The organism is Burkholderia sp. BCC1999, from assembly GCF_905339975.1.
GTDB lineage: Bacteria > Pseudomonadota > Gammaproteobacteria > Burkholderiales > Burkholderiaceae > Burkholderia.
In genome coordinates this window covers 24466-36639 of the sequence record NZ_CAJPHP010000018.1, presented here as the reverse complement: position 1 = coordinate 36639, position 12174 = coordinate 24466, and the positions used below count along the sequence as shown (strand labels likewise).

Sequence of the window (12174 nt, the reverse complement as noted above, 5' to 3'; positions counted from 1 at the left end):
CCGTGGCCGGCGTACGCGTGGCGCGTCAGCCTTGCATCAGGCGCTCCACCGCGTCGCGGTGCGGAATCGGCGCGACCGCGCCGTAGCCCGTCGTCGACAGCGCCGCCGCTGCATTCGCATAACGCGCGGCCGCGAACGGATCGTCGCCCGCGACGATCCGCGCGACGAACGCGCCGCCGAAGCAGTCGCCCGCGCCCGTCGCGTCTACAGCCTCGACTGTGAAGCCCGGCACGACGCGCCGCTCGTTCGGCGTCGCGACATACGCGCCTTCCTTGCCGAGTTTCAGTGCGACGACCTGCGGCCCGTGTTCGAGCATTGCATCGACGATCGCATCGCGATCGTTCGCGCCCGTCAGTGCCGTGACGTCGTCCCAGCTCGGCAGGCAGATGTCCGTCTGGCGCAGCGCTTCGCGCATCACCGCGCGGGCGCGCGGCAACGGCCACAGCTTCAGGCGCAGGTTCGTGTCGAAGCTGACCTTCGCGCCGTGGCCGCGCGCATGGTCGATCGCCGCGAACGCCGCGTCGCACGCGGCCGTGCTGATCGCCAGACTGATGCCCGACAGGTGCACGGCCTTCGCGGCGGCCAGCGCATCGAGCGGCAGGTCGCCTGTGGCATAGCGGCTCGCCGCGGAGCCCGCGCGCAGATAGTCGAACTGGTGACCGTCGGCGCCGTGCGTGACGAAATACACGCCGGTCGGCGCCGTGCGATCGATCCGCACATACGTCGTGTCGACGTGTTCCGCCTGCCACATGTCGGCCAGCAAGCGACCGAACGGATCGTCACCGATCGCCGACACGAAGCCCGTCGACGCACCCTGGCGCGCCGCAGCGATGCAGAAGTTCGACGTGTCGCCGCCGAAGCCCTGCAGGAATTCGGGATGGCCCGGCTGCGACTGGTTGAATTCGATCATCGCCTCGCCGAGCGCGAGGATCCCCGGAAATGCGGCGGTCATCGCTTACACCTCGCCCCACAGATCGTGACCGTCGGCGCCCGTGATCTTCACGGATACGAAATCGCCGACCTTGTAGCGCTTCGATGCCTTCGTCGCCGGTTCGACATAGACGACGCCATCGATTTCCGGCGCATCGGCTGCCGTGCGGCCGATACCGCCTTCCTCGCTGACTTCGTCGATCAGCACCTTGAGCGTCTTGCCGACCTTGCGCTGGATGCGGTTCGCCGACACTTCCTCGGCGACTTCCATGAAGCGCGCGCGGCGTTCCTCGCGAACGTCATCCGGGAGCGCGCCGTCGAGTTCGTTTGCCGTCGCGCCTTCGACCGGCGAATAGGCGAAGCAGCCGACGCGATCGAGTTCCGCCTCGCGGATGAAGTCGAGCAGCGTTTCGAACTGCTCTTCCGTCTCGCCGGGGAAGCCCGCGATGAACGTGCTGCGGATCGTCAGGTCCGGGCAGATCTCGCGCCACTTCTGCACGCGCTCGAGCACCTTCTCTGCGTTCGCCGGACGCTTCATGCGCTTCAGCACTTCCGGATGCGCGTGCTGGAACGGCACGTCGAGATACGGCAGCACGTGCCCCTTGAACGGGCCTTCGGCCATCAGCGGAATCACTTCGTCGACGCTCGGATACGGGTACACGTAGTGCAGGCGCACCCATGCGCCGTACTGTGCCGCGAGTTCGCCGAGCGCGGCGACCAGGTCGGTCATGCGCGTCTTGATCGGCTTGCCGTTCCAGAAGCCCGTGCGGTACTTCACGTCGACGCCGTAAGCGCTCGTGTCCTGCGAGATCACGAGCAGTTCCTTCACGCCCGACTTGAACAGGTTCTCGGCTTCCAGCATCACTTCGGCGACCGGGCGCGACACGAGGTCGCCGCGCATCGACGGGATGATGCAGAACGTGCAACGGTGGTTGCAGCCTTCGGAGATCTTCAGGTACGCGTAGTGGCGCGGCGTGAGCTTGATGCCGGCCGCCGGCACGAGGTCGGTGAACGGGTCGTGCGGCTTCGGCAGGTGCGAATGCACGGCCTGCATCACTTCGCCCACCGCGTGCGGGCCGGTAACGGCGAGCACCTTCGGATGGACTTCCTCGATCAGGTTCGAGCCGCTGGCGCTCGACTTCGCGCCGAGGCAGCCGGTGACGATCACCTTGCCGTTCTCGGTCAGCGCTTCGCCGATCGCGTCGAGGCTTTCCTGTACGGCTTCGTCGATGAAGCCGCAGGTGTTCACGACGACGAGGTCGGCGCCGTCGTAGGTGCCGGAGATTTCATAACCTTCGGCGCGCAGCTGCGTGATGATTTGTTCGGAGTCCACGAGCGCCTTGGGGCAGCCGAGGGATACGAACCCTACTTTGGGGGATTGGGACATCTGGATGTGTGGGGGCGTGGCAGCAAAAGCGTGAGTTTACAGCGATTTAGGGTCCAGCAGCCTAAAACGAGTGGCCGGGGCGGCACAGGCTTTCGGCTCGGATGTGCCGCGTGGCGGACTACCGTGCGCGAGGTCGAACTTGATGCGACCCTTTCACTACGTGACGAAGGGTATTCCGCCGACCATAAGCGACGTCTGGAAAGGCCCATTCAACGTGGTCGTGCATGCTGATCGGGAACGGTCAGGTGCAAGACGGCCTGCGCTGATTTGTCGGGGATCTGGGGCGGCCCGAGTCGGGCCGACACTTGTTCCGCCATTGGCTCAACCCGCGTAGATCGCGAATACCACGATTAGCGGCGACGCGACGGGCGACAGCCTCGCGGCGAAGGAACGCAACACGGTTCTGCCGGTGCGCGCTCCGTACATCAGCCATCAGTGTGTAGAAGAGAAACTCGGAGGCGACCCGTTGAACGCTTTGCTGTTCGTTGCCGAGCCGAGCACGAGAATGACACCGTCGTGACGGATGCGAAATTGTCAACCGCTGATTGTCGTCGTTCATCAATACTCGTTGCCTACGCTATCGCAGCGGTAAGCCATTTTCGACAGTCATCACCGACGGCGCCCCCGCCGCGTAGCGACCGCTTGCTGTTACTCCACAAGCCACCCAGGCTCGCCCTCGACCAAGGTGCCGCCATGGCTAATGGTGTCACCCTGACGCGCCGCCGGCCGGCCTTCGATCTCCGTGCCAGGCGAGCCGGCTTGAATCTCCGCTCCGCAACTGATGCGGTCGCCCACGCGCGCGATCGCTCGGCCGTTAATGGCAGCGGACTCGGCGCCGCTGACGACGGTTCCGTCACCGTGGACGGGACAGCTGTGTCGGTGACCGACGAGTACGATAGGTCGCATATCAAGCTCCTTATGGTTTGTACTACTTCTGAATATCCTGGCGCTTACTAGCGCGCAGGCGGAGACCACCGAAAATGCCGATCGCCAAGGCAGGTAATGAGGCCAGGGCGAGTTTCATAGTCACGACGGCGATGGCGAGGCCCAGACAACTGACCACGATCAGTGCGCCGAGCACCTTGGCCAGCCACGTACCGTGGAAATGGCTCTGCTTGATCGGCACCATTGGATGGTGCGACCGCCACGTCGCCATGGCGGGCCCAAGCGCCGCCGCGAAGGCCTTGTAGCCGGGCGTCTTGCGGTTACCGAGCAACACCAGCGTTGGCTGCTGCCGGCGCGTGAGCCGGATCAGTCCGTCCAAGGTATATGCGGTGATACTGTCAAAGGTGACGGTTCCATAGCGCTTGAAGACCAAGGCGTCGGGTGTGATGTGCACCACGTCTTTGGCAGGTGGGTACACCACGTGGGCCAAGATCAACGGGGTGGCGATGCAGACGACTATCAGCACCGCGATGGCAAGAAGAGGTCCGTCGGTGCGCAATGGGAATGGCACGAACATCGACACGACAAGCAGTGGAGAAAATAGCGCCGTCAACGGGGCGGCCTGGTGCCACCGGGTGTAGATAACCACGTTAGGTCGGTCATTGCCCCCTGTGATCGCCGTTTCGAGGCTGGGATTGGTCATGCGAGTGCACTCCAGAAAATAATTGATCGGCCGCTTCGAGACCGATGGGCCTCCGCTCAGGCACTTTGCGCACGTGGGCATGACGCCAGAAGCCGTGCTGCTACCACGATGCCCGGTCAGTTCGAGGGCTGGGTAACTGCCCTATCGGCCTTCTCGGCTGAAATCACTGCACGAGGCAAATCACGCCGCCGTGCCCATGCCCCACGCGTGGTGTGCGCGTAGCACGCCATGGTGACGACGCTGATCTCCAGTGCGTTTCCGATCATTCGACGTGCGGATGGCCGGTGCCACGCCGGGTGCTTCTGTCTGGAAAATCGCAATCCCATCTTCATCGGTTCAACGCGCCAAGGCTTCCGCCGGCGGCGGTGCGCTCAACGCACCTCCTTTGGGATCGCGTTCCCGTGTATCAATTCTCCCCTCCGTCCCATACGCCATCGCACGCATCGATGAGTTCCTTTGGCCATTTGCGGCGCGGAAGGATGCGGTCAAGCCACATATAGAAGATGTCGCCCAGCGCTATGAGCCATAAGAAAGGTGCGACGACAGGAAAGAGCACCAGTACAAGTAGCCGCTTCCACCATGTCCGTGTCTGAAACATACGGAACGGGTCCCATGTCTTGACGCACTCTCGCACGCTGGTGGCTCGATAGTTGTCCAGTGTCGAGGAAGGCGGCAGGGCATCCATGCCGTCTTGCATGTAGAGGCGGATGTATTCCCACACCATTGCTGCACCGTAGATGCCACGATTGAAAAAGGCCTCGTCGGCATCCTTCGTCGCAGCGATGCCGATGCGCAGACGACCATCGGCATACGGCCTATCCGGGTCGGCGCAGGGAAAGGCCAGGGTCAGCACACCCTCATTGACTGGCGCGCCGCCTACTGCAAAGGTGGTGACATCCTTGATATAGGCTTCCAGATGGTCCCAAGACTGGTAGACCCATTTACCTTGAATGACGCAGGTGACTTGGCGCGTTTTGCGATTGAAGATGATGGGCAACTGAGTGCGCCAAGGAATAAATATCCAAGAGAAACACAACAATACCAGTGCGGTGTCGCCCACTGTATGGCCCCAGTTCTCCAGGTAGTGCATTAATGCGCCAGCGGAATATCCATTCCTATCTCGATCATCGACGTAGGCCACATACTCAAGAACTGAGGATATTGCGAAGATAAAGGGGAGCACCACGGCCGCCCACCAACTCATGCTACGTCTACCCCCATACATGCTGCCGAAGGCCGTACGCATGAAAAGGCAGTCTGCGGTGACCTTCATCACATTGTTGTCCGCAGCCGGCTCGACTCCCAAGGGGGGATCGCTCGGACGCAGTGCGTCAACGCGCGTGAAGAATATGCTGCGCTCTCCCTTAGAGACGGGGCGTTGATTCATGGTACGTTATCTCCGGTAGTAGAACGGAGCGTCGCCTGCAGCGATATCGCATTGCGTTTGCAACGTATCTTGCAGCAGTGTCGGCGTATAGGCTGCGATCAAAGTCAAGCAGTCAGCGGTCTTCTTGCTGAGGCCGGTCACCACGTAGGTGCGAACCGCGCCCCCTCCCTCCAACTGCTTGCCTTTGCCGTCATCGATTACCGTCGGCGCCGCCCCGCCCGCTCCGTTGCTGGTATGCGTGATGATGGGCGGTTTCACAGTGCCTTCCAGCGGATAAACAATCTTCAGCACCACGCGCGGATCGTAGTCGAGATAGACGCCACTGCTGCCGGGGACGTACATTGGCGAGACCTTAGGGGTAGCGATCTTCCACTCGCTATCCTCCAACTGTGGCGCGTAGACAATCTGCACATAAGCCTTGTTCTCGTCATCGAGGGTGGCGTATGTCACCACGGAGGTCCGCCCCAACAACTCGCGCTTGCCAAAAGTCCCATCGTTAAGCCAAAAGCCAAGCGGGGTGAATTGGGCCTTGTCACCCGACCACAACCACCAGACGCCCATCCCTAGAAGAATCACGCTGGCGACAAGCCAACCCCATACGGGTACACCAGCTACGATGCTCGCCATCGTCCCGCCCGCTACGAACGCACCGCCGCCAGTGGTCAAGGCTGCTCCGCCTAGCCCCATACCGACGCCGGCCAACGCATATGCTTTGGCTGCCTCATGGTTCCCGATTCTCTTTTGATCGGCGGCCTTGTACCAGTTGGAGAGCGCATCGAATATAGCCCCCGCATAACCGAACAGCCGTAGTGCTCCGGCACCAGCGAGACGCCGCGCCAAAAATCCGGCAATTGATGCCCGCGAGTAGACGGTCGGCATCAATGCCCTTGTATTCATAAGGATTCCGTTCGTTGCACTTCCTACACCCATGATCGCGGCCCTTAAATTCCAACGAGCAGCGTCACTCTTGTCTGTGTCGAAAGCAATCACAGCCGCTTTCAGATTAAGAAGACTAAAAAACGCTACCCCACCTGAGACGCCACGCTCAAAAACCTGAAGGAACGGATTGGCGAGGCGCGTTATCGGCGTCAAGCGCTGAAATACAACCAGTTCGATAGTGTCTCCCGCCCCCACGGCGATCGAGCCCCGCGCCACGGTGCCGGGGGGAAACCCCGCCGCGGCATCCAACGCAGCAACAGCTTCCGGGCTGGTCAATCGACGTATGGTCAGGCGATCCTGATAGCGCGTTTCCACCATATTCACGAGGCGATTGGCGTCCTCCACCGTGCCCATGCCCGCCAATTGATGAAGGCGATGCGCTACCGCATCGCGCGCAGCCCCATGCCACGGGCCGCCGGCACTACCCCGATTTGGGAATCGGCTAAGCATATACACACTCGCCTGTTCCATCAGGTAGTGAAGCGCCACATAGCGCAGGAGCTGCCCCAAGCCCTTGCTCATTGCCACGTCCGTCGCGACATCCTTCTTGTTGTCCCAGATGGCGTCGATTAACCCTTTGTCATGGTCGATGTTGACCAGAATCGGATTGATTTGCCACGGCAGTTTCCACCACCGCTCGAACAACTCGCGCTCGTTGTCCTTTTTTCCAGGCGGTGTCGTTTCGGTCCCCCAGATCATGCTCTCGATGCAGATAGCAAATGCGAGCGCGTGACTGGTGGACGAATTCGGATCCTCGGTGTCGTAGCGCAGGAATGAGGTACCCATATCGTTCGCGGACTTTGTTGTCTGGTAGCTCTCCAACCATTTGCAGCGGTCGTTCTTGTGGTCCAGTACCACGCCATGGCGCTTTCCGATTTCCTTGGCAAACTCCTGCATGAACTTCACACGATCCGCCTCCCGGACATGACGGGCATAGAGCCCGGCCGCGTTCGACAAGACCGCGGAGCGCTGGCCAATCGGTTCGGTGGGCATGGCATCGAGTTGCCGACGGGCATTGGGGTAGGAGGACGGACGATGCCGGGCCGGTTCGCGCTCGATAACGGCCAGGTTGTCGGCAAAGCGTTTGCGGATCCACCCTCGCTCATCGATTTCCCGTTGCAGGGTGCGATCAAACGCTTCCCGACTCTTGCCGGCCAAGCCCTTCTTCCGAGCGTATGCGGATTCATAGATGCGCTCGATCAACTCGGCGATCAGCATCTTCCGAAATCGTTTCACGTCGCCGTCCGTGCTCGACTTGTCTGGCGCGGAGTTGTAGCTCTCCATGGCTTGGCGCGCTTGCTGGAACAGTCCTCCAAGGTCCTGCACCAGCGCGATGTTGTCGCGCATGACTACGGCGATCTGCTTGGCAGGCGCAACGGCTTTCATGCTGGTGAGCAGTGCCTTGGCTGTCGGGGCAACGTTTTTTAGCTTCCATGGCGAGAAATCGAGGTTGGTGCCCTTGAATTCCTCCACCAGGTCGTCCATGCCTTCAGCAGCGAAGGTGTGTTTCGCTGGTGCGTCGGCGTGCCAGGCCTTGACGTCGATGGTGGTCGCCAACTGCGTGCGTATGCCATCTCGATCGGACTGGATGGCGCGGATTTTCCGCTCGGTCAACAAGGTATCCGTCAGCAGAATATGGACTACGGAACACTCTCGTGCCCAGATATGACGAACGGTGTGCCCAGGCTTGTAGTCTTTGAGCGCGCCTTCCAGGGAGCGATGCTTGGATTGCAACTCGACGAACTGACCGTTCTCTTCATTCACTCGCCAAACGAAGACGTCTCCTTGCGTTTCGTCGAACAGGTAAATGAAACCGCCACCGATGCAACGCAAGCCGTATTGGGCATGATCTAGCGCTCTGAAGCTCCGGTCCAGCGAGGGTAGCTCGTAGGAATAGAGTGCGCCTCCTTTTGGTTTGGCGTGAGCGGAGTAGCGCAAGGGAAACAGGGGGATGCGGGCTTGGCAGCTTTCGCGGGCGCTGGCATAAGATGTCGTTCCGGCCATGCTCAGGCTCCTTCGGTAAGCAAATGGTTCAACGCCCGGATCGCACGGGCACCCGGTGTGAGGTTTGCGTCGCCCAACAAGGCGACGACGGCATGTGCGTGTGCTGGGTAGGCGGGGTGGCGGAACGCCTCCATCGCAGTTTCCAGATGGCGCGGCTCCTGGAAGCCCCACTGGTAAAGTTGCTCCAGCCAGATTCGTGTTTGCTGGCGGGCGCTATCGCGGAAGCTATGGGGAGCGCCCAGTGTGAGCGCCGTCTGCTTGCGCAACTGGTGGTCAGCCAAGCCAGCATCGATGGCGGCCATCTCAGGGTCGGAAAACTGGAAGCCCCCCTGTACCTGATAGGCGCCTGCTGACTGACGATAGCGCCACCATTGGTGGTCCGGGCCCAGACTCTCCCGCCACTGCAGTTCTTGCACCGGGCCAAGCAGTGTGCCGGCACGATGCGGAGCCAAGGCTTGCAACACGCTAGCCAATGCCGCCGTTTCCTGAAGACGAAAGCGTGCCTTCTTGCCGTCGGGCATGTGCACGAAAAGAATTTCGCGCAGGTGGGCCAGCACGGTCTCCATGGGCTCGGGCGTCACCAGGAGCACGGCGGCGCCGGTTGGCGACCATACGTCAATGAAGGTGCTCGCCAGAGCCGAACCCGGTCCGTACTGGACCAGCATCGGCCCCCGGGTGTCGTAGTCGTGGTATTCGGTTTCACGCCACACCCAGCGTTGCGTACAGGTGAAATCCAGCGAGCGCACTGTATCCGCGATGGTGTGCTCTTCCGGCGTATTGGGTTGCGCCAGCAGCCACTCGTCCAGTATTTCGCTCTCGAGCAACAGGTAAGTCGAAGGAGAGGTATCCGTGGTCGCTGGCAGTATCGGTTGCTCCAGTGCCTCAAGCATTGTCAGCCTCCCCGGAAGTTGCCGCATGGGCAATCGGAGCGTGGGCAACTCCCGTCACTGCGCTTCATGCAGAGCACATCAAACGGCAGGCCCTCGGCAGGGACGCCCACCGGGGCGGGTACCGTACTTGCGCCCCCACTGCTCTGCGTCATTGGTCCCTTTACTCGAATCGCCACGGCGTCCAGCGTGATGCCACCGCCGTCGATGCGCACGGTGCCGCCCGGGCCTTTGACCTCCAGAACATCGGCCGCACGGATTTCATAAACTTTGGTCCGATGCCGAATGGCTTGCCCCGCCTCCAGTTCGACACGCCCCTGCACACGCTGCGTTAGATGCCCGCCGATATCTGCTGTGTGATCCGCCACGGTCTTGTCGCGGCGATGGTTGCCGACTTCCTCGGTTCTGTCCTTGCCCGTGTGGATCGTGTGGTTTCGGCCGATGCTCAGGAAGTCGTCCTGCCCGATATCGTGGCGTCGGTCCTGGCCGATGGTGACCTGCTCGTCATGGCCGACCGTCTCCTTGCGGTCGTTACCGATGGCGATGGTTTCGTCGTGCTCGACCTGCTCGCTGCGGTCATTGCCCACGAAGGTGGTTTCGTCGTGGTTGACGTGGATGTTCTGATCCCTCTGCGCGTGGACGTAGATTTCCTCCTGATCCTTCTCGTCCTCGAAGCGCAGTTCGTTGTAGCCCTCGCCCTTGTGCGTCTGACTTTTGATCGTCATCCGCGTCTTGTGTCGCGGCAGTTCGTACGGCGGCAACTGCAGGCGGTTGTACGCCCGCCCGATGATGAGCGGCTGGTCCGGATCGCCATCCAGGTTGACCACGATCACTTCCTGCCCGATACGCGGGATCGCCATGTGACCCCACGTCGCGCCAGCCCAGTTCTGCGCGACCTGGATCCAGCACGAGCTGTGCTCGTCGTGCTTGCCCTCGCGATCCCATGGGAACTGCACCTTCACCCGGCCGTACTCGTCGGTGTAGATCTCTTCGCCTTCGGGGCCCACCACCGTTGCCGGCTGCGGACCGTCGATACGTGGGCGCGGCAGTGGCTCGGCGCGCCATTCCGCGTCGTCGGGCACCAGCACCGCTTCGTAGCGATAGTGCGTGCCTTGTTGCGCGTCGGCGCTCTCCTCCGCCTGGCTGGTGTATTGCTTACCGTGATGGACGATGCTGACCGTACGCCAGCCGCGATTCATGTCTTCGCGCGGGTGGCCGGTGAGGTCGAAGGCTATGCCGGGTTGCAGGCGCGCATCGTCACCGCTTACACGGGCCATTCGCGCATCGCGACGGTGGCCACGCAGGCGGTCCTGCGTGAATGCCTTGCCGCTGGCTTCGTGCTTGTAGCGGCCCGGGTAGTCGTAGCGCGCGTAGCCGCGGCCCTGGTGATCCAGGTCCGCACCCTCGCGCGGGTATTCGTGCGGATAGCGTGGACTCTTGAACGTGTAGTCGCGCTGCACCTGACGCGCGGTGCGCACGTTCTCGGTGTACGCGAACGTGCGCAGGCACGGCTGCGGCTGGTCGCCACCGGGCGTGGGGTTATACAGCACCGGCTCGCCCTGCTGGCGACCGAAGATGAACAGGCGATCACAATGGATCAGGCGATGCCCGTCCGCCTTGTGCTGGAACGCGTAGAAAAAGCCCTCCTCGCGCAAAATGCGCTCGATGAAGTCGTAGTCGGTGTCGCCAGCCTGCACGCAGTACTCGCGCGCCAGATGCTCGTTGGTGACACGCTGTTCATAGTCCAGCGTTTGATGGTGTGCCTTGAGCACGGCCGTCGCGATCTCGGGCACGCTCAGGGTCTGGAAGATGCGCCAGTCGGACGTCAGCTTCAGGCGTGCCAGGCGCGGCTCGACCACGGCGGAGTACCGGGTACGTCGAAAACCGGTGTCACACTGAACGAACGATGAAATGGCGCCATGCACGTAACGCACGGGCAGCCCGCCCTGCCATATCGTGAGCAGACCGTTGCGGTCGAGCACCTGGCCGAAGTCGATGGCGGCGTTGGCGCTGGCCAGCTCCACCTGCAACAGGAAAGTCTCGGACAACCCCTCATGCAGGGTGAACTCCACCACCTCGAACGATTCATCGCCGGCGGTGAAGGTAAAGCGCAGGTCGGATTGCGTAGGCATGGTCGCTCCCGTGGCCTGGGTTACGGTTTGAGGATGTGATCCAGCGATTGCAGGACCTGGTCGGTGGTGGCACCTAGCCTGATCGAGAAGAACAGGTAGGCGCCGACCAGTACGGCCAACGCGATCACCCAGGGTGTCCAGAGGGGCATCTGGCGCTTGAGGCGGTACCTGTACGTGGCGACGGTGGGCGCATCGGTGAGGCGCTCGGGCGTATCGCCGCGCAGCGGCCGCAGGATGCGGTGAAGCTTGACGATGATCGCGTTGAGCACCTCCTGCTGGTTGTGCTGTTGTCCGTATTTGCCCTGAAAGCCCAGGCAAAGGCAGAGGTATTTGAACTCCAGGACGTGGTGGTATCGCTCCGGCTCCATTTGCATGCGCGCGAGCACGGTGAAGAATTTTTCGCCGCCCCAGGTTTCGTTGTGGTGGTAGCTGAGCAGCGAGCGATTGCGCCAGAGCGAGCTGTTGCCCCATGGAGTGGCCATGACAGCTTCGTCGATGAAGGTGCACAGCGCGTAGCGATAGGCCAGTTGGGTGGCGCCGTCGTAGCCGAGCTGACGCACTTCCTCGGATAGCGCGGTGATCTGGTCGCGCACGCTGGCGTAGAGCTGGGAGATGTCATCGCAGCGGTCGAGGCGACGCAGGCGGATGACCAGGCCAAGCAGCGGCTGCGCAGCATCCACCAGGGGGTTGAGGCTGTGGCCGCGCAGCTGGAATTGCAGGTCATCGTCGTGGTCGATACGAAACACCGAATCGAAGAGCATGCTGCCCTTGTCCCCGACCGGGACGACGCGTGGGGTGCGTAGAAAGTCATCCGACTGTGCCGCCGGCAATTGCCCTGACGGTTGACGCGCCGGCGGAGGTACCCGCGACAGGGACTCACGATCGATCCTGTCGTCACCGATATCGACGGTGGTGTTCAT

At 61.9% G+C, this 12174-nt stretch carries 9 protein-coding genes; all 9 read right to left on the bottom strand.

Annotated features, from left to right (window positions below; translation table 11 throughout):
- Positions 1 to 25: 25 nt before the first annotated feature.
- Complete coding sequence (locus U5809_RS24440) at positions 26 to 952, bottom strand: sugar kinase (protein WP_322088406.1); 927 nt, start codon at positions 950 to 952, stop codon at positions 26 to 28.
- Between the two features lie 3 nt (positions 953 to 955).
- Positions 956 to 2317, bottom strand: coding sequence for a 30S ribosomal protein S12 methylthiotransferase RimO (gene rimO, locus U5809_RS24435; protein ID WP_059234056.1), 1362 nt, complete (start codon positions 2315 to 2317; stop codon positions 956 to 958).
- Between the two features lie 648 nt (positions 2318 to 2965).
- Entirely contained in the window at positions 2966 to 3223 is a 258-nt protein-coding gene (locus U5809_RS24430) for a PAAR domain-containing protein (RefSeq protein WP_322088405.1), read from the bottom strand.
- Between the two features lie 22 nt (positions 3224 to 3245).
- A complete protein-coding gene (locus tag U5809_RS24425) occupies positions 3246 to 3905 on the bottom strand; it encodes a hypothetical protein (protein ID WP_322088404.1) in 660 nt (219 codons plus the stop codon).
- Positions 3906 to 4311: 406 nt separating this feature from the next.
- Positions 4312 to 5292: a hypothetical protein gene (locus U5809_RS24420; protein WP_322088403.1), complete on the bottom strand. Its 981-nt coding sequence runs from the start codon at positions 5290 to 5292 to the stop codon at positions 4312 to 4314.
- A gap of 6 nt (positions 5293 to 5298) precedes the next feature.
- Complete coding sequence (locus tag U5809_RS24415; protein WP_322088402.1) at positions 5299 to 8235, bottom strand: toxin VasX; 2937 nt, start codon at positions 8233 to 8235, stop codon at positions 5299 to 5301.
- 2 nt (positions 8236 to 8237) lie between these two features.
- Positions 8238 to 9125, bottom strand: coding sequence for a DUF4123 domain-containing protein (locus U5809_RS24410; protein WP_322088401.1), 888 nt, complete (start codon positions 9123 to 9125; stop codon positions 8238 to 8240).
- Positions 9126 to 9127: 2 nt separating this feature from the next.
- Positions 9128 to 11254, bottom strand: a complete 2127-nt coding sequence (locus U5809_RS24405) for a type VI secretion system Vgr family protein (RefSeq protein ID WP_322088400.1) — start codon at positions 11252 to 11254, stop codon at positions 9128 to 9130.
- A gap of 20 nt (positions 11255 to 11274) precedes the next feature.
- On the bottom strand, positions 11275 to 12174 hold the full coding sequence (icmH, locus tag U5809_RS24400) for a type IVB secretion system protein IcmH/DotU (RefSeq protein WP_322088399.1): 900 nt from the start codon (positions 12172 to 12174) through the stop codon (positions 11275 to 11277).

Coding starts and splice junctions, on each gene's coding strand:
- U5809_RS24440 (WP_322088406.1), bottom strand. CDS start 952: ATGACCGCCGCATTTCCGGGGATCCTCGCGCTCGGCGAGGCGATGATC.
- rimO (WP_059234056.1), bottom strand. CDS start 2,317: ATGTCCCAATCCCCCAAAGTAGGGTTCGTATCCCTCGGCTGCCCCAAG.
- U5809_RS24430 (WP_322088405.1), bottom strand. CDS start 3,223: ATGCGACCTATCGTACTCGTCGGTCACCGACACAGCTGTCCCGTCCAC.
- U5809_RS24425 (WP_322088404.1), bottom strand. CDS start 3,905: ATGACCAATCCCAGCCTCGAAACGGCGATCACAGGGGGCAATGACCGA.
- U5809_RS24420 (WP_322088403.1), bottom strand. CDS start 5,292: ATGAATCAACGCCCCGTCTCTAAGGGAGAGCGCAGCATATTCTTCACG.
- U5809_RS24415 (WP_322088402.1), bottom strand. CDS start 8,235: ATGGCCGGAACGACATCTTATGCCAGCGCCCGCGAAAGCTGCCAAGCC.
- U5809_RS24410 (WP_322088401.1), bottom strand. CDS start 9,125: ATGCTTGAGGCACTGGAGCAACCGATACTGCCAGCGACCACGGATACC.
- U5809_RS24405 (WP_322088400.1), bottom strand. CDS start 11,254: ATGCCTACGCAATCCGACCTGCGCTTTACCTTCACCGCCGGCGATGAA.
- icmH (WP_322088399.1), bottom strand. CDS start 12,174: ATGAACACCACCGTCGATATCGGTGACGACAGGATCGATCGTGAGTCC.